The 24,943-nt window shown below is 73.7% G+C and carries 20 protein-coding genes, 1 tRNA gene and 1 pseudogene; 10 read left to right on the top strand and 12 right to left on the bottom strand.

Going from position 1 to position 24,943, the window contains the following annotated elements; genetic code table 11:
• Positions 1-14: 14 nt before the first annotated feature.
• Together AB0O36_RS01980 and AB0O36_RS01985 are read right to left on the bottom strand one after the other, a co-directional pair.
• Positions 15-1,286 (bottom strand): ABC transporter substrate-binding protein, encoded by a 1,272-nt coding sequence (locus AB0O36_RS01980; protein WP_365102680.1) that lies wholly within the window; start codon positions 1,284-1,286, stop codon positions 15-17.
• Positions 1,287-1,385: 99 nt separating this feature from the next.
• Complete coding sequence (locus AB0O36_RS01985) at positions 1,386-3,245, bottom strand: long-chain fatty acid--CoA ligase (protein ID WP_365102683.1); 1,860 nt, start codon at positions 3,243-3,245, stop codon at positions 1,386-1,388.
• A gap of 388 nt (positions 3,246-3,633) precedes the next feature.
• Between AB0O36_RS01985 and AB0O36_RS01990 the strand changes: the two genes are divergently transcribed.
• Positions 3,634-4,296, top strand: coding sequence for a hypothetical protein (locus AB0O36_RS01990; protein ID WP_365102686.1), 663 nt, complete (start codon positions 3,634-3,636; stop codon positions 4,294-4,296).
• Positions 4,297-4,506: 210 nt separating this feature from the next.
• Here AB0O36_RS01990 and AB0O36_RS01995 read toward each other — a convergent pair whose 3' ends face one another.
• A complete protein-coding gene (locus tag AB0O36_RS01995) occupies positions 4,507-5,364 on the bottom strand; it encodes a LysR substrate-binding domain-containing protein (RefSeq protein WP_365102688.1) in 858 nt (285 codons plus the stop codon).
• 167 nt (positions 5,365-5,531) lie between these two features.
• Here AB0O36_RS01995 and AB0O36_RS02000 point away from each other — a divergent pair, with 167 nt between their 5' ends.
• Both AB0O36_RS02000 and AB0O36_RS02005 read left to right on the top strand, forming a co-directional pair.
• On the top strand, positions 5,532-6,644 hold the full coding sequence (locus AB0O36_RS02000) for a bile acid:sodium symporter family protein (protein WP_365102691.1): 1,113 nt from the start codon (positions 5,532-5,534) through the stop codon (positions 6,642-6,644).
• Entirely contained in the window at positions 6,644-7,063 is a 420-nt protein-coding gene (locus AB0O36_RS02005) for a (2Fe-2S) ferredoxin domain-containing protein (protein WP_365102693.1), read from the top strand. Before AB0O36_RS02000 ends, AB0O36_RS02005 begins: the two co-directional genes overlap by 1 nt.
• 52 nt (positions 7,064-7,115) lie before the next feature.
• On the opposite strand, the gene fdhD is transcribed toward AB0O36_RS02005, so the two are convergent.
• On the bottom strand, positions 7,116-8,003 hold the full coding sequence (gene fdhD / locus AB0O36_RS02010; protein WP_365102696.1) for a formate dehydrogenase accessory sulfurtransferase FdhD: 888 nt from the start codon (positions 8,001-8,003) through the stop codon (positions 7,116-7,118).
• A 200-nt stretch (positions 8,004-8,203) separates the two neighbouring features.
• Here fdhD and AB0O36_RS02015 point away from each other — a divergent pair, with 200 nt between their 5' ends.
• Positions 8,204-9,154, top strand: a complete 951-nt coding sequence (locus AB0O36_RS02015) for a beta-ketoacyl-ACP synthase III (protein ID WP_365102698.1) — start codon at positions 8,204-8,206, stop codon at positions 9,152-9,154.
• 106 nt (positions 9,155-9,260) lie between these two features.
• On the opposite strand, the gene AB0O36_RS02020 is transcribed toward AB0O36_RS02015, so the two are convergent.
• Positions 9,261-10,436 carry a low temperature requirement protein A gene (locus AB0O36_RS02020; RefSeq protein WP_365102701.1) on the bottom strand — a complete coding sequence of 392 codons (1,176 nt, stop codon included), beginning with the start codon at positions 10,434-10,436 and terminating at the stop codon, positions 9,261-9,263.
• A 197-nt stretch (positions 10,437-10,633) separates the two neighbouring features.
• On the opposite strand from AB0O36_RS02020, the gene AB0O36_RS02025 reads away from it, so the two are divergent.
• Positions 10,634-10,721, top strand: a tRNA-Leu gene (locus AB0O36_RS02025).
• A gap of 107 nt (positions 10,722-10,828) precedes the next feature.
• Here AB0O36_RS02025 and AB0O36_RS02030 read toward each other — a convergent pair.
• On the bottom strand, positions 10,829-12,805 hold the full coding sequence (locus AB0O36_RS02030; RefSeq protein WP_365102704.1) for an IclR family transcriptional regulator C-terminal domain-containing protein: 1,977 nt from the start codon (positions 12,803-12,805) through the stop codon (positions 10,829-10,831).
• Positions 12,802-13,278 (bottom strand): sigma-70 family RNA polymerase sigma factor, encoded by a 477-nt coding sequence (locus AB0O36_RS02035; RefSeq protein ID WP_365102707.1) that lies wholly within the window; start codon positions 13,276-13,278, stop codon positions 12,802-12,804. Before AB0O36_RS02035 ends, AB0O36_RS02030 begins: the two co-directional genes overlap by 4 nt.
• 373 nt (positions 13,279-13,651) lie before the next feature.
• Here AB0O36_RS02035 and metG point away from each other — a divergent pair, with 373 nt between their 5' ends.
• Together metG and AB0O36_RS02045 are read left to right on the top strand one after the other, a co-directional pair.
• Entirely contained in the window at positions 13,652-15,376 is a 1,725-nt protein-coding gene (metG, locus tag AB0O36_RS02040) for a methionine--tRNA ligase (protein WP_365102709.1), read from the top strand.
• Between the two features lie 197 nt (positions 15,377-15,573).
• Positions 15,574-17,049 carry a hypothetical protein gene (locus AB0O36_RS02045; protein WP_365102711.1) on the top strand — a complete coding sequence of 492 codons (1,476 nt, stop codon included), beginning with the start codon at positions 15,574-15,576 and terminating at the stop codon, positions 17,047-17,049.
• Here AB0O36_RS02045 and AB0O36_RS02050 read toward each other — a convergent pair.
• The 3 genes and pseudogenes from AB0O36_RS02050 to AB0O36_RS02060 form a co-directional block, all read right to left on the bottom strand.
• A pseudogene (locus AB0O36_RS02050) lies at positions 16,941-17,333 on the bottom strand (DUF4232 domain-containing protein); the annotation flags it as partial. The gene AB0O36_RS02045 and the pseudogene AB0O36_RS02050 sit on opposite strands and share 109 nt — an antisense overlap.
• 255 nt (positions 17,334-17,588) lie before the next feature.
• Complete coding sequence (locus AB0O36_RS02055) at positions 17,589-18,272, bottom strand: response regulator transcription factor (RefSeq protein WP_365102714.1); 684 nt, start codon at positions 18,270-18,272, stop codon at positions 17,589-17,591.
• Positions 18,260-19,546 (bottom strand): sensor domain-containing protein, encoded by a 1,287-nt coding sequence (locus AB0O36_RS02060; RefSeq protein WP_365102716.1) that lies wholly within the window; start codon positions 19,544-19,546, stop codon positions 18,260-18,262. The genes AB0O36_RS02055 and AB0O36_RS02060 overlap by 13 nt, the downstream gene beginning before the upstream one ends.
• A 165-nt stretch (positions 19,547-19,711) precedes the next feature.
• Here AB0O36_RS02060 and AB0O36_RS02065 point away from each other — a divergent pair, with 165 nt between their 5' ends.
• From AB0O36_RS02065 to AB0O36_RS02075, 3 genes are all read left to right on the top strand, one after another.
• Positions 19,712-20,131, top strand: coding sequence for a DoxX family protein (locus AB0O36_RS02065; protein WP_365102719.1), 420 nt, complete (start codon positions 19,712-19,714; stop codon positions 20,129-20,131).
• Between the two features lie 129 nt (positions 20,132-20,260).
• Positions 20,261-21,295: a hypothetical protein gene (locus tag AB0O36_RS02070; RefSeq protein WP_365102721.1), complete on the top strand. Its 1,035-nt coding sequence runs from the start codon at positions 20,261-20,263 to the stop codon at positions 21,293-21,295.
• Positions 21,296-21,366: 71 nt separating this feature from the next.
• A complete protein-coding gene (locus tag AB0O36_RS02075) occupies positions 21,367-22,140 on the top strand; it encodes a hypothetical protein (RefSeq protein ID WP_365102724.1) in 774 nt (257 codons plus the stop codon).
• A gap of 100 nt (positions 22,141-22,240) precedes the next feature.
• Here the strand turns inward: AB0O36_RS02075 and AB0O36_RS02080 are convergent, their stop codons facing one another.
• On the bottom strand, positions 22,241-23,761 hold the full coding sequence (locus AB0O36_RS02080) for an FAD-dependent oxidoreductase (protein ID WP_365102726.1): 1,521 nt from the start codon (positions 23,759-23,761) through the stop codon (positions 22,241-22,243).
• Complete coding sequence (locus AB0O36_RS02085; RefSeq protein ID WP_365102728.1) at positions 23,758-24,942, bottom strand: MAB_1171c family putative transporter; 1,185 nt, start codon at positions 24,940-24,942, stop codon at positions 23,758-23,760. The genes AB0O36_RS02080 and AB0O36_RS02085 overlap by 4 nt, the downstream gene beginning before the upstream one ends.
• Position 24,943 lies beyond the last annotated feature (1 nt).

Raw genomic sequence — 24,943 nt, forward strand, 5'->3', positions numbered from 1 at the left:
ACCCCCCGCCCGCGCTACTGGAAGGGGATGGGCCGGTGGCACTTGAACGGGACGGACACCTCGTACGTCCCGTTCCTGAGCTGGACCAGCGCCCCGCAGCCGAAGCTGTCCTTCTGCCCCTTGGGCAGGCTCCGGTCGCCGACCAGGGTGCCGGTGTCGGAGAAGCTCCCCGCGGCGTTCTGGAAGTGGGCGACGCTCAGGTCCCGGCCCGCCTTCTGGGCGATGGCGAGGAACAGGTCGGCCGACATGTAGCCGGTGAGCATGTGCATGTTGAGGGGGACGTCCTTGCCGCCCGCCGCGGCCTTGATGTCGGCCTTGAACCGTTCCATCGCCGGGGACTTGGACTCGAAGGGCTCGAACTGGAGCAGCACGTGCACCCCGTCGAGGGCCTGCCGGGTCGCGTCCTTGGCGAGCAGCCCGGGGTCGTAGTCGGTCGGGTCGGAGATGACGCCCTTGTAGCCGGCCCGCTTGAGGGCGGTGAACAGGCCGATGTTGTTCGGGGTCTGCATCACCGAGACGACCGCGTCCGGTGCCCCGCCGCCGTTGCTGGAGAGGATGTCCTTCACGTACGCCGACCAGTCGCTGGGCACGGCGGTCGCGGGCACGGCCGCCTTCGCGTACGCCACCTCGAAGCCGGCGGCGGCGAAGCCCTGCCGGAAGGTGCGGATGCCGAACTTGCCGGCGTCGCTGTCGTTGGCGATGACGGCGACCGACTTGCCCTTGGCGCCGCCCAGGACGGTGGCGATGCCCTCGGGCCAGGTCTGGTTGATGGTGCCGCCGGGGCTGGGCACCAGGCAGCCGTTGAACCCGTAGATGTAGGTGGGTCCGCAGAAGGAGGGCAGGGTGCCCCAGCCGAAGGTGGGGACCTTCTCCTGCTGGAGGAAGTCGGCGCCGGAGAAGGTGACGGAGCTCATCGGGGAGATCGCGAACACCTTGTCCTGCTGGACGAGTTTGCGGGCCGCGGCCAGGTTCTTCGCCGGGTCCTGGCCGTCGTCCTCGGCGCCGATGTAGTCGATCTTCCGGCCGTTGACGCCGCCTTCGGCGTTGGCCCGCTGGTAGCGGGCGCGGGCGCCGAGGTCGGTGTCCTTCTTGCTGTAGCCGCTGCTGCTGGTCATCGAGACGATGCCGCCGACCTTGATCGAGTCGTCGGTGACGCCGCGGTAGAACTGACCGGAGGACGCACCGCCCTTGTCGGGGCCGGTGCCGTTGCTCGAAGCGGAATTGCAGGCGGAGACGAGCGCCAGGGCCGCTGCAGCGGCGGCCAGGGTGCGGATCGGTCGCAACATGTCGGGTACACCCCTCCGGTCGGAATTCCCGCATTCTGTGCGTGACCTGACGGACCGTCAAGAAGTTGCACAGCCGGAGTGACGATCAGTCAGAAACCGTTATCGACGGCGGTCGGCGACGTCCGCCCTGCGCCCCGCCCGCCGGTAGAGCTCCGCGACCTCGGCCTCGTACGCCGTCTCGATCGCCCGCCGCTTCAGCTTCAGCGACGGGGTCAGCAGCCCCCGCTCCTCGGTGAACTGCTCCGGCAGCAGCCGGAAGTCCCGGATCGACTCCGCCTGCGAGACCAGGGTGTTCGCCGCCACCACCGCCCGCCGCACCTCCGCCACCAGCTCCACGTCCTGCACCAGCTCGGCCGGCGTCATCTGCGGACGCCGCCGCATCGACAGCCAGTGCGCCACCGCCTCCGGGTCCAGGGTGACCAGCGCGGCGACGTACGGCCGGTCGTTGCCGACCAGGACGCACTGCGACACCAGCGGGTGCGACCGCACGCGCTCCTCCAGAGGGGCCGGCGAGATGCTCTTGCCGTTGGACGTGACCAGGATGTCCTTCTTCCGGCCCGTGATCGTCAGGTACCCCTGTGCGTCCAGCCGCCCCAGGTCCCCCGTCGCCAGCCACCCGCCGTGCAGCACCGCCTCCGTCGACCGCGGGTCGTTGAGGTACCCGGCGAACACGTGGGCGCCGTACAGCCACACCTCCCCGTCGTCCGCGATGTGCACCGAGGACCCCGGGATCGGCGTCCCCACCGTCCCGTACTTCGTCGCGCCCGGCGGATTCGCGGTCGCCGCCGCACTGGACTCGGTCAGCCCGTACCCCTCGAACACGGATATCCCGGCCCCCTCGAAGAACAGCCCCAGCCGCCGCGACATCGCCGAACCCCCCGACATGGCGTGCCGCACCCGGCCGCCCAGCGCCGCCCGCACCTTCCCGTACACCAGCTTCTCGAACATCCGGTGCTCCATCCGCAGCGCCGCCGACGGCCCCGGCCCCGTACGGAAGGCCCGCTGCTCACGCGCCTCCGCGTACCGCACGGCGACCTCCACGGCCCGCTCGAACGGACCGCCCCGCCCCTCCGCCTCGGCCGTACGGCGCGCCGCCGCGAAGACCTTCTCGAAGACGTGCGGCACGCCCAGGACGAACGTCGGCCGGAACGCCGCCAGGTCCGGCAGCAGCTCCGCCGCGGCCAGCACCGGCTGGTGCCCGAGCTTGACCCGCGCCCGTACGGCGGCCACCTCCACCATCCGCCCGAACACGTGCGCCAGCGGCAGGAACAGCAGCGTGGACGCCGCCCCGCCGGGCCCGCCCCCGAACACCGACTCCCACCGCTTCACCATCGTGTCCGCCTCGTACATGAAATTGCCGTGGGTGAGCACGCAGCCCTTCGGCCGGCCGGTCGTCCCCGAGGTGTAGATCACCGTCGCGACGGAGTCGGGCGTGACCGCCCGGCGGTGCCGGTGCACCGCCTCCTCGTCCACCTCCGCGCCGTCCGCGACCAGCCGCCCCACCGCACCGGTGTCCAGCTGCCACAGCCGCCGCAGCTGCGGCAGCCGGTCGATGACCGAGCCGACCGTCATCGCCTGGTCCTCGTCCTCGACCACACAGGCCACGCACTCCGAGTCGCGCAGGATCCAGTGCACCTGCTCGGCCGAGGAGGTCGGGTAGACCGACACGGGCTGGGCGCCGATCGCCCACAGCGCGAAGTCGAAGAGGGTCCACTCGTACCGGGTGTGGGCCATGACCGCGACGCGCTCCCCGAACCGCACGCCCTGCGCCAGCAGCCCCTTGGCCAGCGCCAGGACCTCCGCGCACAGCTGACCGGAGGTCACATCCAGCCAGACCCCCTCCGTCTTCCGGCCGAGGGCCACCCCGGACGGGTCCTGCCGGGCATGCTGGAAGACGGCATCGGCCAGCCCTCCGGCGGGCGCCGCCGTGACCACGGGTGGAACGCTGTATTCGCGCAAGGCCCCGGCTCCTCTCCGTATCGGACCGGTGACGCTATCGGCATGCCCGCCCCCACCAGCACTGTTCGGCGAAAACCTCCACGAGATCCACTCACGGCGGCAGGGTTACGTCAGGTCGGGCCCGCGATGCTCCCCTCCGCACCGGAACGAAGGCGGGCTCACGCCGCCCGCGGTACGGGAACGAAGGCGGTCTCACGCCGCCGCGGCACGGGAACGACGGCAGGCTCACGCCGCCGCCACACGGCGACGAAGGCGGGCTCGGGCTGCCCGCCGCACGGGTGATCGGCAGGGCCGTCCGGCTCCGCGCACGGCCCTGCCGCCGACCCCGCCGCCCGCCCCCGTGATCGGCTGACGTCAATCCCCTGCCGATCCGAAAAGGTGATCACCGGTGAACCGAGCCCGCACCCTCGCCGTGGCCGTCGTCGTCCCGTGCCTGCTGGCGACCGTGGCGGCGGGCACGGCCACCGGGGCCGATGTCCCCGCTCCGGCCGCCGCTCCGGCCGCGAGGCCGTCCGTTCCGCACTGCGTCACCATGGACGGCTCGGACCTGAACGAGCTCTACGGCGTCAAGTACCGCATCATCGGCCCCTCGACCTGCCGGACGGCCGTCCAGGGCGAGAAGTGGGTACGGACCGTCTCGCCGTGGTTCACGGCGCCCGGCGCCGCCGGGGCCGTCTACCCGGAGGGCTACCGGCCGTCCCGGCCCGATCCCATCGACGACTTCAACTCCAAGTTCGTCAGCGCCACCTACATCCAGGACCGCGGCACGGCACAGGAGAAGAGCATCACCTTCAAGCGGAAGGAAGTCCTGCGGACCGGCTTCGTCGACCCCACCTCCGGGCTCTCGTATTCCGCCGCCGTGTCACCGCCGCTGAAGTCCCTGGCGGTCGGCCTGCACACGTCCACCGTCCTGTTCACGCTCAAGGCGGAACACTGCGACGGCCTCGGGACCGTCCGGGAGGAGAACTGCCTCCCCGCCGGGACGTTCCTGTGGGCGGTCGACACCCCCTTCGAGGTCGTACCGCGCCCGGGCCAACCGGCCGGGTCCTGACGGCCGAGGGCGCGGGCGCCGGATTCGCCGTGTGCCCACCTCCCCCCAGACTCCGTCCGGGGGAGGCCCACCCCCAGGCTCTCGGCTTCGCTCCGGCAGGGGGACTCCCATCGCCCTGCGGCACGCCTGCCCGCACGGCGGCGGCATCCGGCCGCCGAGCCCCGCCCGCCGGCGCGGGGCGAGGCCGGACCCCGCAGGCGGCGTCGGCCGCTACGCGGGGCGGCTCAGGCGGTCCCCGCCCGAGAGGATCGCCGCGGCCAGAGCCTCCGCCGCCGCCCCGCCCGTACCGCCCCGCCCCCGCAGCAGCGCGAACTCCACCGGCCCCAGCTCCGGCAGCCCCGGCACCCGGACCAGCCCCGGCGGGATCAGCCCCCGCGTGTGCGCCATCACGCCCAGCCCCGCCCGCGCCGCCGCGACCAGCCCGTTCAGGCTTCCGCTCGTGCACGCGATCCGCCAGGCCCGCCCCTCCTGCTCCAGCACCTCCAGCGCCCGCGCCCGGGTGATCCCCGGCGGCGGGAAGACGATCAGTGGCACCGGCCGGTCCGGGTCCAGCCGGAACCCCTCCGCCCCGATCCACACCATCCGGTCCCGCCACACCAGCCGGCCCCGCTCGTCGCCCGGCCCGCGCCGCTTGGCCAGCACCAGGTCCAGGCGACCCTCGTCCAGCCGCTCGTGGAGCGTGCCCGACAGCTCCACCGACAGTTCCAGGTCCACCTCGGGATGCTCGTGCCGGAAACCCTCCAGGATCTCCGGCAGCCGGGTCAGCACGAAGTCCTCCGAGGCGCCGAAGCGCAGCCGCCCCCGCAGCCGGGTCCCGGCGAAGAACGCCGCCGCCCGCTCGTGCGCCGCCAGGATGGTCCGCGCGAACCCCAGCAGCGCCTCGCCGTCCTCGGTCAGCTCCACGCTGTGCGTGTCCCGCAGGAACAGCGGCCGCCCGGTCGCCTCCTCCAGCCGCCGCACGTGCTGGCTGACCGTGGACTGCCGTACGCCGAGCCGCGCGGCGGCCTGCGTGAAGCTGAGCGTCTGCGCCACCGTGAGGAAGGTCCGCAGCTGAACGGGGTCGTACACACCGCCCACCCTACGCCGCTCATCGCGATCCGTGATGGCAGTCAGAGCCGTGAACGGGGTTCCCGATCACAGCCCGCCCCGCGACCATGGAGGGGACCCACCCATGGAGCAGCACCCCGCCGCGGGGCGCCCGCCCGCTCCCCGACCGGATGAGCTGAGCACCTCATATGCGCCGCCCGCAGATCCCCGCCTGGCTGCCGCTGGACCCGTACATCCTGGCCCTCGTCGGCACCGTGGGCCTCGCCGCCCTGGTCCCCGCGGCCGGAGCCGCGGCCGGCCTCGCGAGCGCGGCCGCGACCGGCGCCGTGGCCCTCCTCTTCTTCCTCTACGGGGCCCGGCTCTCCACCCGCGAGGCCCTGGAGGGCCTGCGCCACTGGCGCCTCCACCTCACCGTCCTGGCCTGCACCTTCGCCGTGTTCCCGCTGCTCGGCCTGGCCACCGCAGCCCTCGTCCCCGGGCTCCTCGACGGCCCCCTCCACAACGGGCTGATCTTCCTCTGCCTGGTCCCGTCCACCATCCAGTCCTCGATCGCGTTCACCTCGATCGCCCGCGGCAACGTTCCCGCCGCCATCTGCGCGGGATCCTTCTCCAGCCTGGTCGGGATCGTGCTCACCCCACTGCTGGCCGCCGCCCTGCTCGGCCGCAGCACGGGCGGCCTCTCCCCGGACTCCCTGCTGAAGATCGTCCTCCAGCTGCTGCTGCCGTTCGTCCTGGGCCAGCTGCTGCGCCCCTGGATCGGCGGTTTCGTGACCCGCCGCAAGAAGGTCCTCGGCTACGTCGACCGGGGCTCCATCCTGCTCGTCGTCTACGCCGCCTTCAGCGCGGGCATGGCCGCGGGGGTCTGGCAGCAGGTCAGCCCCGCCAGACTCGGTGGACTGGTCCTCGTCGAGGGCGCACTGCTCGCCGTGATGCTCCTGGTCACCTGGTACGGGGCCGGACGCCTCGGCTTCGGCCGGGAGGACCGCATCGCCATACAGTTCGCGGGCTCCAAGAAGAGCCTGGCCGCCGGACTTCCCATGGCCAGCGTGCTGTTCGGGGCGCAGGCGAGCCTGGCCGTGCTCCCGCTGATGCTGTTCCACCAGATGCAGCTGATGGTCTGCGCGGTCCTGGCCCGCCGCAGGGCCCAGGCCCTCGAAGCCGCAGAGGCCGCCGAGGCCACAGAGACCACCGAGGTCAAGGAGGCCGCCGGGGCCGAAGCCGCGGCGGACCGGCCCGGCGCGGACTCCCAACTCCCGCCCCGCCGCGACCCGGAGGGGTCGGCAACCGCTACCGTGCGGTAGTGACCTGGATACGCCCCCTCGCCGCACACGGCCCGCGTCCCTGCACCCTCGTCGTCTGCCGCGGGTGCTGCTGCGGAACCGTCCGCAAGAACCCCGGCACCGACCACGCCGCCCAGCTGGCCCGCCTCCAGGCCGCCGCGGACGCCTCCGACGGCCGGCTGGCGGTCCGTACCGTCGACTGCCTCGGGCCGTGCGCCCAGGCCAACGTGATCGTCGTGCAGCCCACGACGGAGGCCCGGCGGCGCGGGGCCCGCGCGGCCTGGTTCGGCTGGGTCCTGGACGACACGGCCACCGACGAGGTCATCGACTGGGCCCTCGCGGGCGGCCCGGGCACCGCCACCCCGCCCCCGGCCCTGGACCTGCACCGCATCGAACCCCCGGCTCCGGAACCGGCCAAGCGGCGCTCCCGCCGCCGCTGACCGGGAGCGGCCGCCTCGCCCCGGCCTGCTCGCCCCGGCCCGGGTGAGCAGGTCAGCCCGCCCCGGGGCCGGCCGGGGAACCCGCCTCCTGCCGCTGCTCCTGCCCTTGCTCCAGCAGGATCCGCTGCTCACCCGCATAGATGTTCATGTCCCCGCCGCGCAGGAACCCCACCAGGGTCAGACCGCTCTCCAGCGCCAGGTCCACCGCCAGCGAGGACGGCGCGGACACGGCCGCCAAGACCGGTATGCCGGCCATCACGGCCTTCTGCGCCAGCTCGAACGAGGCCCGGCCGGACACCAGCAGGACCGTCCCGGCCAGCGGCAGCCGGCCGTTCCGCAGCGCCCGTCCGACCACCTTGTCGACCGCGTTGTGCCGGCCCACGTCCTCGCACAGCTCCAGCAGCTCGCCGCCGGCCGTGAACAGCCCCGCCGCGTGCAGTCCGCCCGTGCGGTCGAAGACCTTCTGCGCGGCCCGCAACCGGTCCGGGAACCCGCCGAGCCGCTCCGCCCCGACCCGTACGGGGTCCTCGGCCAGCCCGTCGGCGAACCTGCTCGCCGTACGCACCGCGTCCAGGCTGGCCTTGCCGCACAGTCCGCAGGAGGAGGTGGTGTACACGTTCCGTTCGAGCGAGATGTCCGGGACGGGGACCCCGTCGGCGAGCCGGACGTTGACCACGTTGTAGGTGTTGGACCCGTCCTCGCCCGCGCCCTCGCAGTAGGTGACGGCCGCGACGTCCGAGGTCGCCCCCAGCACGCCCTCGCTCACCAGGAAGCCCACCGCCAGCGCGAAGTCGTCGCCCGGCGTGCGCATGGTGATGGCCAGCGGCCGGCCGTTGAGCCGGATCTCCAGCGGCTCCTCCGCCACGAGCGTGTCGGGGCGCACCCCGACGGCTCCGCTCCGGACGCGCACCACGCGCCTGCGTTCGGTGACCCGTCCCATGGCGATCAGTCCGTCCGTTCCTCGTCGCGCCCGGCCCCACAGGCGTGCGCGGTCCCGCCCCCATTCTCCTTTACGCCAGGAAGTGCCTCGGGACTCTCCAATTCGGGTGGTCGAATCCTGTCGGTTCACCTGCACCCGTACCCACCGGTAGCAGGCCAAGCTGGACCGTCCTGACTGTCGTACGAGGGGGAAATGCGCCCATGACCGGTTCACGCGTGGTGGCGTTGGGGCACTACCAGCCTGCCAAGGCTCTGACCAACGAAGACCTCGCGGCCCTGGTCGACACCAGCGACGAATGGATCCGGTCCCGCGTCGGCATCAAGACCCGGCGCGTCGCCGGCCCCGACGAGCCGGTCGACGACCTCGCCGCGCAGGCTGCGGGCAAGGCCCTGGCCGGTGCCGGTCTCGGCCCGGACGACATCGACCTGGTCATCGTCGCCACCTCCACCGCGATCGACCGGTCCCCGAACACGGCCGCCCGGGTCGCCGCCCGCCTCGGCATGGGCGGGGCGCCCGCCGTCATGGACCTCAATGTGGTCTGCTCCGGCTTCACCCACGCCCTCGCCACCGCCGACCACGCCATCCGGGCCGGCTCGGCCACCCGCGCGCTGGTGATCGGCGCGGACAAGATGACCGAGGTCACCGACTGGACCGACCGCACCACCTGCGTGCTGACCGGCGACGGCGCCGGTGCCGCGGTGGTCGAGGCGTGCGGCCCCGACGAGGCGCCCGGCATCGGCCCGGTGCTGTGGGGCTCGGTCCCCGAGATGGGACACGCCGTCCGCATCGAGGGCACCCCGCCGGTCTTCGCCCAGGAGGGCCAGTCCGTCTACCGCTGGACCACCAGCAGGCTGCCCGCCCTCGCCCGCAAGGTCTGCGAGAAGTCCGGCACCGCCCCCGAGGAGCTCGCAGCCGTGGTGCTCCACCAGGCGAACCTGCGCATCATCGAGCCGCTCGCCGCCCGCATCGGCGCGGTGAACGCGATCGTCGCCAAGGACGTCGTCGACTCCGGCAACACCTCGGCGGCCAGCATCCCGATGGCCCTGTCCAAGCTGGTGGAACGCGGCGAGATCCCGTCCGGGGCGCCGGTCCTGCTCTTCGGCTTCGGCGGCAACCTCTCCTACGCCGGCCAGGTCATCGCCTGCCCCTGACCCCGCCTGGCCCTGACCCTGCCTGGCCCTGACCCCGCCGGCCGGCCGTACGCGTCCCGCAGGGGCGGCACGCGTACGACGGCCTGCGTACGACGGCCCGCGCCGGTCAGCCGGCCGGCCCGGCCAGGGCCACGGACCCCCGGGCGGTGGCCCGAGTCTCCGTGAGCAGCGCGCCGACCAGCACCAGCACCAGCGCCACCAGCTGCGAGGTGGCGTTCAGCCGCATGCCGGCCGGCACCGTGGCGAGGACGAGCACCAGTGCAACGGCCCGGTGGCCGACGGACCCGATCCGCAGCGCCCGGCGGAACAGGATGTTCCCGGCCAGGAACAGCGCCACACCGCCGGCCAGGGCCACGGCCGGCCCGGCGGCCAGGTGGTCGGTCAGGTGTCCGCAGGCCTTCTTCACCCCCGCCGCGAACACCGCGATGCCGATGAGCATGGGCAGGAAGGCGTAGTAGTACGCCAGGATCGCCAGCTTGAAACGCCGCTCCGGCTGCGTCTCCGCGAAGACCTCCTCCGCGCGGCCCTCGTCGCCCACGAAGTACATCCACCACAGCGACGACGCCACCGCCAGCGCCAGGAAGGCGCCTCCCGCGATCCCGAAGGTCAGCGGCAGCCCGCCCACCCCGATGCCGATCGCGATCACGGACTCGCCGAAGACGATGATGAGCAGCAGCCCGTGCCGCTCCACGAGGTGCGCGGCGCTCATCCCGCCCAGCTGCTCCCCGACGGTCTCCCCGGAGGCGGTGTCGTCCTCCTGCCGGCCCTGCCCGGGGGTCGTCACCCGGCGCATCAGCACCGGCGTCGCGAACTGCAGGAGCAGCGCCAGCATCCACAGGGCGAAGGCCGGCCACCCGTCGAAGGCCCCGGCCGCGGTCACCGCCGCCGCGCACAGCACATTGGGCAGCGCGAACCACACCACGCCGAGGCCGTGCGCCTGCGTGTACAGCGCGCCGTGCACCAGGACGGCCAGCAGGTAGCCGAGCCCGAAGGCGATCCCGCCCGCGCCGAACGCGGTGGGCACGGCCAGCGCGCACACCAGGAACGCGCCCATCGCCACCATCAGCGCCACCCGCCGGCCGGCCCGGTCCGGCGGCACCTGGTTCGTCAGGTGCGCGTAGCCGCCGTACATCCAGAACAGCACGGTGAAGATCAACACGACCTGCCCGAAACCCCGCAGGCTGAGGTCATCGGCGAGCAGCACCGTCAGCTGCGTGACGGTGAAGACGAAGACGAGGTCGAAGAAGAGCTCCAGCGTGCTGACGCGGTGCTCGGTTTCCATCGGTGTGGCTCCCCCCGGATCAATGGTCGAGAGGTATCCGACCGGTCCGCACTCCCCGTGTCCAGCCGGTATCACCGTCCGGACAGCCGGCGCTGCCCCCGCGCATGCCAGCTGACCACGGAATATGTGGTCGAGGACCACCTGAAACCCCTGCTATTGTTGTCCATGTCGCCGCGGGAAACCGGGGCCGACCACCGGTCCGGGTGGCGGAATGGCAGACGCGCTAGCTTGAGGTGCTAGTGCCCTTTATCGGGCGTGGGGGTTCAAGTCCCCCCTCGGACACCAGCAGGAACCCCAGCTTTTGCTGGGGTTCTTTTGCGTTTCCGCCGCGTTCCGGCCGGCCGCGCCGGCGTACCGGCCCCCGCGGGGATGATCCCCGCGGGGGCCGGCCCTCACATGCCCAGGACGAGCAGGTGCTCGGTGTGGGCGTACGGGGTGAAGGGGGTGAAGGTGTGCGGCAGGGCCAGGGTGGGCGGTTCTTCGGGGCCCGGGTCCGGGGCGTCGAAGAGGTAGGCCGTCTCCGAGGACGGGTCGCTCACCAGGTGGGGGCCTCCCGCGGCCGACGGGTCCCGCGCCGGCAGCGGCGTACGGAAGACGCTGCGGAGGTGGCGGAGGGCTTCCGGGCCGGTCCGGGCGGCGGGGGCCGCGTCCGGGGGTAAGGCACCGGTCAGCAGGAGGGCCAGGAGGACCGGCACCGTCTTGTGGCGCAGGGCCGCGGTGGCCGAGTGCAGGCGGTGGGCGTGGGCGGCCGGCATGGACAGGGCCAGGCAGCCGGCCTCGTCACCGGTGGTGATCGGTACCGCCGAGCAGACCACGCCGGGGGAGTACTCCCGCAGGTCGAAGACGGGGTCCCCGGGGGCCACCGAGTCCAGGGCGGTGAACAGCACCCTGCTGTCGGTGATCGTCCGGGCGGTCAGCCGGGCCGGCTTGTGGCGGGCCACGTGGTCGGCCCGGCCGTCGTGGTCGAGCTGGGTGAGCAGGCACTTGCCGACCGCGCTGGCGTGCGCGGCCATCCTGAAGTCGAACCACTCGTCCACCGGCGGTGCGGCCGGGCCGTCCGCCATCTGGGTGATCCGCACCTCGCCGTCCGCGTACCGGCTCAGGTACACGGCCGCCCCGGTGCTGTCCCGGGCCAGGGCCAGGGTGTGCTGGAGCTGGGCCGCCAGGCCGTGTCCGCCGGGCGCGGCCAGCCGGGCCAGGGCGGGTCCCGGGGCGAAGATCCCGTCCGGGGTGCGGTGGGCGAACTGCTCCTCGCAGAGCATGGCCAGCATCCGGCGGAGTCCGGGGCCCGTGAGGCCGGTCTCCCGGCCCAGCCGGTCGCCGCGTACGCCCTGGGGGTGACGCTGCAGGGCGTGCACGAGGTCCAGCGCGTGCCGGGCCTCCTCCTCCGATCGGCTGCCCGCGTCGCCCACCGAGGTCCGTTGCGCGCCGGCGGTCAGCGCCGGGTGACGCAGCGGGCCGGGGGAGTGGCGGGGGCGCGGCGGGCCGGCGTGCCTGTTCCGTGTGGATGCCGATGCCGATGCCGATGCCGATGACGGTGACGGTGACGGTGACGGTGTTGGGCTTGGGATTTCCGTGTCGCCTCGTGCGTCTTCTGCGGCTGTGTTCGTGGTGCTCGTGGTGCTCGTGGTGTTCATGGTCGTACGTGCCGCCGAGGCCGGTGCGGTCATCGGGACCAGTGCGGCCAGGGCCCGTTCCAGGCCGCGCCTGGGGAGCGGAACCGGGCCCACGTCGATGTCGTCGAGCTGGACGACGTAGCGGCGGACGGCGGTCTGGCCGTGGACCAGGGGCTCACGCGCCTCGCGGGTGGTCGGCGGGGTGAAGCCGCCGCGCACCAGCTCCCTCGCCCAGACCCCTGCGTCGTCGTGCTCGCCGCGGCGCGAGTGGTCGAGGAACAGGCAGTACGCGCCCTGCTCGCTGCCGGATCCGGCGGTGTACTGCCACCAGAACCGGGCCCCGTCCCGCAGCCCCGCCAGGTGCAGCAGGCAGGCGAACACCTGGGCTCCCTCCAGGTCGGTGTGGTCGCCGTTGACGAAAGCGGTCAGTACGGCGGCCGCCCCGGGCGCGCACACCGCGGCCATCGCGACGGCCTTCAGGTCCCGCCAGGCGCGCTCGGCGTCCACCGGGGTGTCCTGTGCCGGGTCGCTCCAGGCGGCCCGTGCCGGGTCCGGGCCGGGACCGGCACCGGGGTCGGCAGCGCCGGACAGGCGTGCGCAGGACCCGGGCCGGCCGGCCCGGGCGCGCAGGAGCCGCGCCTCGGCGGCCGCGAGATCGTAGTGCGGGTAGCGGTCGCGGACTCCCGCCCGGGCCAGGAACTCGGCGAGCGAGCGTGGCCGGGGGGCGCCGTGCGGCGGGTACCGGTCGTTCATGACTCCCGCTCCCCGACCCGCACCCCGGAACCGGGCGTGTCGAGCAGTCGTGCGAGCCGCCGCAGGGCCTGGCTGAGGTGGGAGCGGAGAACGGCCTCCTCCACGCCCATCACCGCGGCCGCCTCGCCGGTGGTGCAGTGCAGTCCGTACCGGAGCAGTACGGCGTCCCGCTGGCGCTCGGCCAGGCGGGACACCGCGGAGTAGAACCGGATGGTGTCGGTCAGCACCTCGTACGGATCGACGACCGCCTCCCTCAGTGCCGCCTCGAAGGCGGTGATGTCCATCGGCGCCGAATGCCGGTCCCGTTTGCGTTGCTGGTCGACGATCCGGTGTTTGAGCACCGTCCAGGCGTAAGCCTCCAGTCGGTCCATGTGAAGCATCCGCAGCCACTCGTTCATGATCGCTTCGAATGTGGCGTCGACCGCGTTCTCCGCATCCGCGTCCGAGCCGAGCTGGAGGTACGCGAATCTCATGTACGCGGGCCGCCGATCCGTATGGAAGGCCCAGTACGACAGTCGTGCGCTCGGCTGCCACTGACTCATGGGCATGGGCTGCCGTTGTTGTCGCCGGCTGGGCAAACCCACGGCCCCACTGGACTCCTCCGGTCCGCCATCGGTCAACGTTCCACCTTCCCCTCGGGGCACGGGAGGCATGGGCCTCCACCATGTCAACGCGCGGGGGTCACGGAGTGTGCGGTGAAGAACACTGGTGGCATTACGTTCGGTGATGATCGTTGGATGATCGGTTCCGACCGGTGGACCGCGGACCGCTGCAGCCCCGCGGTTCGATACGATGAGTCCCTTCGCGACCGGTAACACACCGCATATATGAATGGAGCATCCGAGGATGGCTCGACACCTGATCACCAGCGCGCTTCCCTACATCAACGGGATCAAGCACCTGGGCAACATGGTCGGGTCGATGCTTCCGGCGGATGTGTACTCCCGGTACCTCCGCCAGCGCGGCCACGACGTCCTCTACATCTGCGCCACCGACGAGCACGGCACCCCCGCCGAGCTGGCGGCCAAGGAAGCCGGGCTCTCCGTCGCCGACTTCTGTGCGCAGGCGCACGACGCCCAGAAGGCCGTCTACCAGGGCTTCGAGCTGTCCTTCGACTACTTCGGCCGCAGCTCCTCGCAGCAGAACCGCGAGATCACCCAGCACTTCGCGCGGCAGCTGCAGCAGAACGGCTTCATCGAGGAGCGCGCGATCCGGCAGGTCTACTCGCCGGTCGACGGCCGCTTCCTCCCCGACCGCTACGTCGAGGGCACCTGCCCGCACTGCGGCTACGACAAGGCCCGCGGCGACCAGTGCGAGAACTGCACCCGCGTGCTCGACCCGACCGACCTGATCGACCCGCGCTCGGCGATCTCCGGCTCCACCGAGCTGGAGGTCCGCGAGACCAAGCACCTCTTCCTGCTCCAGTCCAAGCTGCAGCACGAGGTCGAGGCGTGGGTCGCGCAGCACGAGGAGGAGTGGCCGCAGCTGGCCTCCTCCATCGCCCGCAAGTGGCTGACCGAGGGCCTGCACGACCGCGCGATCACCCGCGACCTCGACTGGGGCGTCCCGGTGCCGGCCGACACCTGGCCCGAACTGGCCGCCGAGGGCAAGGTGTTCTACGTCTGGTTCGACGCGCCCGTCGAGTACATCGGCGCGACGAAGGAGTGGGCGGACGCCGCCCCCACCGACGGCGAGCACCGCGACCACAAGGCCTGGTGGTTCGAGGCCGAGGACGTCCGCTACACGCAGTTCATGGCCAAGGACAACGTCCCGTTCCACACGGTCATGTTCCCGGCCACCGAGCTGGGCGTGCGCGAGCCGTGGAAGATGGTCGACTACGTCAAGGCCTTCAACTGGCTGACGTACTACGGCGGCAAGTTCTCCACCTCGCAGAAGCGCGGCGTCTTCACCGACCAGGCGCTGGAGATCCTCCCGGCCGACTTCTGGCGCTACTTCCTGATCGCCAACGCCCCCGAGTCCGACGACTCGTCGTTCACCTGGGAGCACTTCACCGCCACGGTCAACAAGGACCTCGGCGGCACCCTCGGCAACTTCGTCAACCGCGTACTGACCTTCTCCCGAAAGAAGTTCGGCGACGAGGTCCCGGCCGGCAGCCCCGCCGGCGAGGCCGAGGCGAAGCTGGGCGAGCAGATCGCCGAGCTGCTGGCCGAGTACGAGGGCCACATGGACGCCCTCCAGTACCGCAAGGCCGCGGCCGCGCTGCGCGCCCTGTGGTCCGCCGGCAACGCCTACCTGGACGAGAAGGCCCCCTGGCTGGAGGTCAAGACCGACCTCGACGGCGCGGCACTCACCCTGCGCACCGCCATGAACCTCATCCACCTCTACTCGGTGGTCTCCGAGCCGCTCATCCCGGCCTCGGCGCGCGCCATGCGCTCCTCGTTCGACCTGGCCGGCGACACCGCGACCTGGGTGACCCCGGAGCAGGCCAAGGCGCTGGACGCGGTCCCGGCCGGGACGCCGTTCACCGTGCCGCCGGTGCTCTTCGCCCGGATCACGGAGGAGGACCTGGAGTCCTACCGCGAGCGCTTCGGCGGCGCCGAGGCCGGCTGACGCGGCAGGGACCGCAGCAAGCAACCACAGAGCAAGGGGCCCCAACAGGGACCACAGCAGGGGCGCGATCCGGGATCCGGGTCGCGCCCCTGCGCTTTCGCGTCCGGCCGGAGTCCACCGGGGTAGGGGAAACCCGACCCCGAAGTGTCCGCCTGGGTGTACAGACCGGGCCGGGGCCCGGCGGCTCCAATGGGCCCATGAACTCCTCCCGTTGCTCCCGGTCGTCCTCGTGGTGGGTCGCCGGCTGGCTGTTCGCGGCAGGGTGGGCGCTGTCCTTCCCCCTCGTCTCGGGCCTGCCGTCGCACCGTCTGTGGGGCTGGTGCGCGGGTGCCGGATACCTGGCCGCGGCCTGCGCGACCGTGCTGCGCCGCCCCCGGGCCGCGCTCGGGTCCGCGCTGCTCGGTGCCGTCGCCGTGCCGCTGCTGTACCTGGTGCTGACCGGGCAGGGCCAGTCCGAGGTGGCCGTCATCGAGCGGTCCGGCCGGCTGCTGCTGGAGTCCGGCAGCCCCTACGTGGACGGGCCCGAGCGGGTCGCGGACTACGACCCGTACCTGCCGGGCATGGCCCTGCTCGGCCTGCCCCGGGCCGTGCTCGGCACCGACGGCTGGGTGCCGCGGCTGCTGGGCGACGCCCGGATCTGGTGCGCGGCGGCGCTGTTCGGCGGAATGTGGGGCGGGCGCCGGCTGCTGGGCGGGTACGGGGCCGGGACGCGCGGATCCGGCATACGGGGCGCCGCCCCGGCGCTGGTCGCCTCGCCGGTGGTGGCGCTGCCGCTGGCGGTCAGCGGGGTGGACCTGCCGCTGGCCGGGCTGTGCTGCCTGGCCCTGGCCGCTGCCGCGGCCGGGCGGCCGGTGCTCGCCGGAGCCGTGCTGGCCGGGGTGTGCGCGCTGAAGTGGACGGCCTGGCCGGCGGTGCCGGTCGCCGTGGTGTTGCTGGCCGCGGTGCACGGGCGGCGTGCGGCGGTGCGGTGCGGGGTGCCGGCGGTGGCCGGGACGGCCGTACTCGTGCTGCCGGCGGTGCTGTTGCAGCCGCACGAGCTGGTGCGCCAGGTGTTCGCGTTCCCGACCGGGCGGGCCGGCGTACCGACGCCGGCGAGCAGCCCGCTGCCCGGCCGGCTGATCGCCGAACTCCTGCCGTACGGCTGGTGGCTGACGGTCGGTCTGCTGGCCCTGGGCGGGGCGGCGGTGGGGCTGTCGCTGTTGCGCCGGCCGCCGCGGACCGTGGTGGCCGCGGCGGACCGGCTCGCGGCCGGGCTGACGGTCGCCTTCCTGCTGGCTCCGGCCGGGCGGTTCGGCTATCTGGCGCTCCCGGTCCTGCTGGTGCTCTGGGCGCGCTGGGCCGACGGGGCACGGAGCCCTGCCGTTTCCCGCGTCGTCGCCCGCGGGGCTGTGGGTCAGGCCGGGCGGAAGGCGGTGGCCCGGACCGCGGAGCCGCAGAGCGCGAAGTTGCCGCCGTCGTCGAGGCCCACCTGGAACCGGCCGCCCGCGACGCCCACGACCATCGAGGGCGCGACGGTCGGATCGGCGCCGGAGGCACAGTACCCGTCGGCCTCGCCGAGCACCGGTACGAACGTGACGGTGGTCGCGGTCATGCCCCCGACCTGCAGCTTGACCGTACGGGGGGTGCCCTGGCGGCGCACGGTGAGGGGCTTGTTGCGGTCGGGTGAGCCCTGACCGGCGACAGCGAGGGTGGGATAGCCCTTGAGGGTGCAGGCCTCCGGGCCCTCGTTGAGGAAGGTGAACCGCCACCCGGTGGCGCCCACGCTCTCGGCGCTGTTGGCCACGAGCTGGCTGCTGCGGCACGGCGCGGCGGGCGGGGCGGGGGGCGGAGTGACGGCGGCTTCCTGCGCGGCCGCGGCCGCGGCCGGTCCGGCCGTGGCCATGCAGCCGGCCAGAGCGGCGGCCGCGATGAGGCGGCGGGCGTGGTGGGTGGCGCCGGTGGTGCGTGCACGGGTCATGGCTTTGCTCCACGGGTTGCGTGAGGCGGGGCGCCGCGCAGGTGCTTGCTGCGTGTGCGCGGTGTGGGCGCGTGTGGCCGGCCGGTCTGTGGGGCGGGCGCGCCTTCATCCAGCCTGGCACCATCTCCTGCGGAGTGCGCGGTGGGGGGGGGCTTGGCCGGCCGGGGCCGGGGCCGGAGCGGGGATCCGCTGGGCGGGGTACGGCTGCTGAGCGACACCGGGGGGCGGGACGCCTGCCCCCACCGGGGCGGGGTGTCAGGTGGTCGTGGAGCCCCGCAGGTGGGCCAGTACGGCCAGGACGCGGCGGTTGCCCTCCGCGGGGTCGAGGTCGAGCTTGGTGAAGATGCTGCTCGCGTGTTTGACGACGGCGGCCTCGGTGACGAACAGGCGGGCCGCGACGGTCTGGTTGTTGAGCCCTTCCGCCATCAGTGCCAGCACCTCGCGCTCGCGCGGGGTGAGACGGGCCAGGGGCCGTTCCGCCGAGCGGTGCCCGATCAACACCCGCACCACTTCCGGGTCGAGCACCGTCTGACCGGCGGCCACCCGCTCCAGCGCGTCGAGGAACTCGTCGACCTCGCCGACCCGGTCCTTGAGGAGGTAGCCGAGCCCGCCCACCGGGGCGGCCCCGCCGGGCCCTCCCGTACCGCCGCCGAACAGCCGGGCGGCGTACGCCGTCGCCACGTACTGGGAGAGCACCAGCACCGGCAACGCCGGGTCCGAGGCCCGCAGTTCGAGGGCGGCCCGCAGCCCCTCGTCCGCGAAGCCGGGCGGCATCCGGACATCGGTGACGACCACGTCGGGCCGTTCCTCCGCCACCGCCCGCACCAGTGACTCCGCGTCACCGACGGCGGCGATCACCTCGTGACCGCTGCGGGTCAGCACCTCCGCGAGTCCCGCCCGCAGCAGTACGGAATCCTCGGCCAGGATCAGCCGGAGCACGGAACCTCCACACGCAGTACCGTCGGCCCGCCCACCGGGCTCGACACCACCAGTCTGCCCCGCAGCACCGCCAACCGGTCCGCCAGGCCCGCCAGTCCGGCCCCGGCGGCCGGATCCGCGCCGCCGCGCCCGTCGTCGGTGACGGTGATCTTCAGCGTGCCGCCCGCCACCCGGCCGCCGACCTCGACCCGCGACGCTCCGCTGTGCTTCGCCGCGTTGGCGAGGGCCTCCGTCACCGTGAAGTACGCGGTGGCCTCGACCGGTCCGGGCAGCCTCGGCACCCGGTCCAGGTCGACCGTGACGGGCACCGGATGCCGGAGGGCCACCTCCGCCACGGCCGCCGCCAGCCCGTGGTCGGACAGCACCTGCGGATGGATGCCCCGGACCAGTTCCCGCAGTTGGGCCAGCGCCTGCTTGGCCTCGGACCGGCCCCGGGCCACCAGCTCGGCGGCCCCGGCCGTCCCCGGCACCCCGCGCAGCTCCCGCTCCGCCAGGCCCAGCGTCATGCTCAGCGCCACCAGCTGCTGCTGCGCCCCGTCGTGCAGGTCCCGTTCGATCCGCCGCCGTTCGGCCTCGAAGGCGTCCACCAGCCGCACCCGGGACCGGGTCAGCTCCAGCACCCGGGCGTCCTCCTCGCGCGGCCCGAGCAGCATCCGCGCCACCCCGGTCTGGGCGCCCGAGAGCAGGGCGGCCGCGTACGCCGCCACCGCCAGCCCCAGCAGTCCGGCGGCGGTGCCGGCCAGCCCCTCCAGAGGTCCGGAGAGCGCCCGGCCGGGAACCAGCATCACCGGCTCCGGGGCGAGGGCCCACACGATCACCGGGGTGGCGACCAGGATGCCGGAGAACGCGAGCAGCACGGCCACCCCGAAGCCGGCCGGGGCGAACACCAGCCCCAGCAGGGCGGCGTATCCCAGTTCCCGCCAGGTGGCCCGTTCCCGCAGCCGGGTCCGCAGCCAGGCCAGCGGCCCGGCCCCGGAGAGCGAGGCGTGCGGGTCCGGCACGGGCTCCCGCTCGACCAGCCGCAGCCGTCTCCGCTCCAGCGCGCCGAGCGGCACCGCGCCGGACACCGCCGCGGTGAGCAGCACCAGCCCGATGCCCAGCGGCGACAGCAGCAGGCCGAGGCCGACCAGCACGGCCAGCACGGTCAGCGCCACGTACCCGACCACCGCGCCGGACACCATCAGGGCCCAGCAGCGCAGCGGCCAGGCGGACAGCAGGAACCGGCGGGGTCCGCTCCGCAGCACCTGCCCGAGCGCGACGGGCGGTTCGGGCATGCGTACGGTCCTTCGGTGCGGAGGGCGGGGGCGAACCCGAGCCTACGTCACCCCCGTCCGCAGGGTTCCGCGCACCGAGCACGCCCCGGATCGACGAAGGGTGGATGAAATCCGGCATACGGGGCACACGTGCGGTGACATCGCGCGGTCACATCGGAGGTTGCGATGGACGTCGTCGTACTCATCGGACGCGTGCTCTTCACCGTGCTCTTCCTGGCCTCGGCCATGGGGCACCTGACACAGACCAAGGCCATGGCCGGATACGCCGCCTCCAAGGGCGTCCCGATGGCCTGGGCGGCCACCTTCGGCAGCGGCCTGCTGATGGCGGCGGGCGGGCTGATGGTGCTCCTCGGGGTCTGGGCGGACCTCGGCGCGCTGGCGCTGGCCGCGTTCTGCTTCCCGACGGCCCTGGTCATGCACGCCTTCTGGCGGGAGAGCGACCCGCAGAACCGGATGGCGGACCGGATCCACTTCCTCAAGGACGTCTCGCTGGGCGGCGCGGCCCTGGTGCTGTTCGCCTTCTTCGCCTACGCCGGGCACGACCTGGGCCTGATGCTCACCGGCCCGCTCTTCTCGATCGGCTGAGCCGGAGCGGACGCACGCCGCGGCCGTGACCCCGCCCGGGGCACGGGGCGTGTCGTCATGGCGTCGTGATCGTTTCTTCACCGGGAGGGACCGTACGACAGGGGATCCGAGGAGACGGGTGGACGCGCGGTGACCGCTTGGCGGCTGTGGGCCGGGACGGGTCTGGCGGTGCTCCTGTGCCCGCTGCACGGGTTCGCGGCGGCCGCCGCGGAAGCCGACGGGGATCCGGCCGGCCAGCCGATCGCCCGGGCGGACGGCACCGCCGCCCTGGTCGAGCCCGGGCGGGTGCGGGTGTCCACGAACGGACCCGCCGGCGGTACGTGCGTGGCGGTGGACAAGGTGCACCAGGGCTGGTCCCTGGGCCGGGGGGTGCTCGTGTACCACCGGCCGCGCCCGGCGGCCGCGGGGTTCCCGTCCGTGCCGGCGGGCCCGGAGGCGGTGTGGGGCCCACCGGCTTCCCCGGGCCCGGCTGCCGCGGCGCAGCCCGGGCCCTGCGGCGCCCCCGCCGACGACACCCCGGCTCCCGGCCCGGTCCCCGCCGTGCCCGCTCCCGCCCCCGTCCCGGTTCCCGTCCCTGCCCCCGGGCGGGTGACGGTGGACGTGTCCGGCCCGGAGGGGGCGGTCTGCGTCGTCGAGGGGCCGGACGCGGCTGCGGACGTCGTCGCCGTTGCGCGCCGGGACACGCACACGCACGCGGACACGGCCGGGGACGAGGGCGCCTGTCGTCCCGGTCCCGGCCCCGGTCCGCAGCCCCCGGCCGTCGTCGTGGCCCCGCCCCGCGCGGTGCCGCCGCGCGTCCCCGACCGGCCGGCCCCGCAGCCGGTCTCCCCGGAGCCCCGCCCCGAAGGGCCCGCGCCCGACCCGGAGCCGGCGCCCGGCCCGGTGCCGCACTCCGCACCGGCCCCCGGGCTGCCCGGCCTGCCCGACGTACCGGCGCCCGAGGCGCAGGCCCCGGAGGCACCGGCTCCCGCGGCGTCCCCGCCCCCCGCACGGTCGGCGGCAGAGCCCGCCCGGCTGCTGTGGCGCCCCTACTACCGCTCCGTCGCGCTGCAGCGCCGCGGCCCCGACGGCCTGTCCACCGTGATGCTCATGGTCGTCGTCACCACCCCGGCCGTGCTGGCGGCCGCGGCCCTGCGACCGCGCTCCAGGAGCCGCGGCGCCTGAGCCCGGCCACCCCACCCACCCCATCCCGGCCACCTCACCTCGGCGGCCACCCCCAGAACAGGAGTTCCCCCGTGTCCGAATGGCTGGTCCTGGCCATCGCCATGGCGCTCGGCTGCGCCGTCGTCCTCGCCTTCACCGCGATCCGGCACCGCCGGGTCACGGAGGAGGAGGACACCAGCGAAACCCCCGACGTCATGGAATACATGGTGATGATGGTCGGGGTGGTCTACGCGATCGTGCTCGGACTCGCCATCGCCGGGGTGTGGGAGGCGCGCAACGCCGCCGAGGACAGCGTGCGCCAGGAGGCCCAGTCCCTGTACGAGGTCACCCAGCGCGCCGACGTCTACCCCGGGCCCGTCCGTGACCGGATCCGCGGCGAGGTGGACGCCTACGTCGCCCACACCGTCTCCGTGGACTGGCCCCGGCTGACCTCCGGTCAGGCCCTCTCCGACGAGGGCGCCACGCTGCTCGCGAAGCTGCGCACCGACGTCACCCACCAGAGCCCGGCCAACGAGCTCCAGGCGCAGACGTACCAGCCGCTGCTGGACCACATCGCCGCCGCCGACGACGCCCGGCACTCCCGCAGCTCGGACCGGACGCTGCCGGGCATGGTGTGGTTCGGGCTGTTCACCGGGGGAGTGGTGACCATCGGTCTGATCTTCACGCTGCAGATCCGCAAGTCGAGCCGCGAGCTGCTGCTGGCCGGGCTCTTCACCGCGCTGATCGTGTTCCTGCTGTTCCTGGTGTGGAGCTTCGACGCACCCTACGGGCGGGACGGAATCGATTCGGCGGCTCCGTTCCAGGACCTGTTCCCGGCGGCCGCGCTCGCCGCCGCCGGCCTGTAGCCCGATCGCCCGCCCGACCGATCGCCCGCCCGTCCGGTCGTCCGACTCCGTTCCGCTGCCGGGGCGGGGACCGGACGGCCGACGGGCGGGCGGCCGGGTGCTAGCCGACCTCCGTGGCCCCCGCGTCGGCGGCCCGGGTGAACGCCAGCTCCCGTTCGGTCAGCGGCGGTCCGGTCAGCGGCGGCAGCCGGGGCCCGCGCAGGGTGCGCAGCAGGACGCCCGGGCGGACCAGGGTGCTGCTGGGCGCCTCCAGGGTCATCACGTCGGTGAGCGCGGTGGCCACCTCGAAGTCCGCCGTGGCCGTGTGGATCAGGCGGTCGACGTAGCGGGCGAGGATCCGGTCCCCGGCGGTCGGCTGCTTGCCGACCGCACCCGGGTAGAAGACGTCCTGGCCGGTGGCGAGGTCCCAGGCCACCGAGACGGGACGGGCGACGGCGCGCTGGGTGCGCCGGCCCAGGCCCGGGTTCCGCAGTCCGCCGGCGTCCAGTTCCGCCCGGAGGGCGCGGGCACCCTGGGCGGCCACCGACATTCCGTGGCCGTAGACCGGGTTGAAGCCGGCGACGGCGTCGCCGAGCACCACGTAGCCCTCCGGCCAGGTGCGGCACTTCTCGTAGTACCGGCGGCGGTCGGCGGTGTTGCCGAAGGTGCTGATCTCCGAGACCGGTTCGGCGTACTCCATGAGCTCGGAGACAAGCGGGTGGCGCAGCGAACGGGCGAACTCGTCGAAGGCGTCGGGGTCGCCGGTCGGCTGCCCGCCCTTGGTGCCGGACAGGGTGACCAGCCACCGGCCGCCCTCCACGGGCAGGATCACCCCGCCCCTGCCGGGCTGCCCGTCACGGGTGACCACGGTCTGGATGTTCACCACGGGGAAGTCCTCGGTGCCCGGCGGTGCCTGGTACATGCGGCTGGCATATACGAGGCCCGAGTCGACGAGCTCCTCACGGATGTCGGGCACACCGAGTTCCCGCAGCCACTCCGGGCTGCCGGTGCCTCGTCCGGAGGCGTCCACCACCAGGTCGGCCGGGATCACCTCGGCCGCCCCGTCCGCCGCCCCGCCGGCCGTCCCGTCCGCCGTGCCCGGGAGCCGGACGCGGACGCCGGTGATCCGGCCGCCGTCGCCGTCCAGGCCGGTCACCTTGGCGCCCTGCAGGACCCGTACCGGCTCCAGGGCGAGCACCTGGTCGCGGACGATCCCGTCCAGCAGGTCCCGGGTCGCGGCCAGCATGAAGTGGGTGGGACGCCAACGGCGGTACCAGCCGCCGGGGGAGAGCGCCACCATGCCGGAGGTCAGCGGGATCCGCCGGCCGCCGGCGGCCAGCAGCCGGTCGGTGAACCCGGGCAGCAGGTCGTCGACCGCCCGGGCGCCGCCGGACCACATCAGGTGGGCGTGGCGGGCCTGGGGCAGGAAGGCCCGCGGTGCGGCGCCGTCCGGCAGCCGGTCGCGCTCGATGACCGTGACCCGTTCCGCGTGGGGGGCGAGGGCGGCCGCGGCGAGCATGCCCGCCAGACCTCCGCCGATCACCACGGCCTGCCCGGCAGTTCCGGGCCGCCGCGTCGCGCGTCGCGTCGCGTCGGCCGGTCGCGGCAGGTGCTGCTGTTCCTGCCAGGGCGTATCAGTCATGGGGTGCTGCTTTCCGTACTGGCCGCGCGTCGGCGGGTATCTTCCACCAGGGGGGAGCGCAGGGCGAGCGAGATGCCCACCAGGTCGCGCGGCCCCTCGGAGGAGGCCGACGTATAGGCGTCGGCCAAGCCAATGATCCGCTCTTCCGGGTCGGCGGCCCGGGCCCGGACGGCCGCGGCCACCATGGCCGCCTCCGCGGTGGCCTCGGCCAGCCGGCCGTCGGCGCCGGCGGCCAGTACGGCCGCGCGGGTGCGGTCGCGCAGCACGTGGTCGAAGTAGGGGTCGAGGTGGAGGAAGCCGTCGTGTATGTCCGCGACCCGCTGGGTGACCCGGAGGTCGGCCGGCGACCAGAGGGAGATGCGCACCGACCGGGAGCCGACCGGGACCACCGTGCGCAGTTCCCGCCACAGCGGGCCGAGCCGGTGGTACGTCACCCAGGTCTGCCAGGTCACGGACAGCCGCTGGACCAGCAGCGGCAGGACGAAGCCGATGCCGATCAGCAGCGCCGAGAACGAGGCCACGGGAGGGGCGATGCTGGTGCTGAAGAAGTCCAGGTCGTTGCCGGTCCACCGGGCGATGACGGCGGTGAACTTGGCCGCGTCGAAGATGAGGTTGAGGATGAACCCGCTGACCATGAGGAGCAGGCCGGACCGCAGCGAGCCGGTCACGTGGAGGGACCAGCGCCGGCACAGCACGGTCATCACCACCGCCGCGACGGTGTGCGCGAGCAGGTAGACCAGGATCATCTCGCGGACGAAGGGGGTGGTCGCGTAGTACGTGTCGAAGTCGCGGAGCCGCTCCACGGGGGCGTCGCCGAGCGCGAACAGGGCGATGAGCGCCACGATCACGGTGCTGTAGGTGCCCGCGCACCAGCGGCCCAGCTGCCGGGTGCGCTCGTCCGGTCCGCCCCGCCAGTTGATCAGGAGCAGCAGGCAGGAGGCGCTGAAGGCGGTGAGGATGCAGTAGACCAGCGGTGCGGAGAAGTTCGGTATGCCGGTGAGGTCGTTCAGCGCCCCGATGGTGGGCGGGGCGGCGAAGAGGAACACCGAACTGGCCACCAGCAGGAGCACGCTGACGGCACGCACCAGCGGATCGCGCCAGTGCCGGATGAGTTCCGGCAGCCTGCAGGTGAACGCGACCACCAGCACGACGGCCGGAATGTAGAAGTCCAGGCCCTTCAAG

The organism is Streptomyces sp. NPDC089799, from assembly GCF_040684755.1.
Lineage (GTDB): Bacteria > Actinomycetota > Actinomycetes > Streptomycetales > Streptomycetaceae > Streptomyces.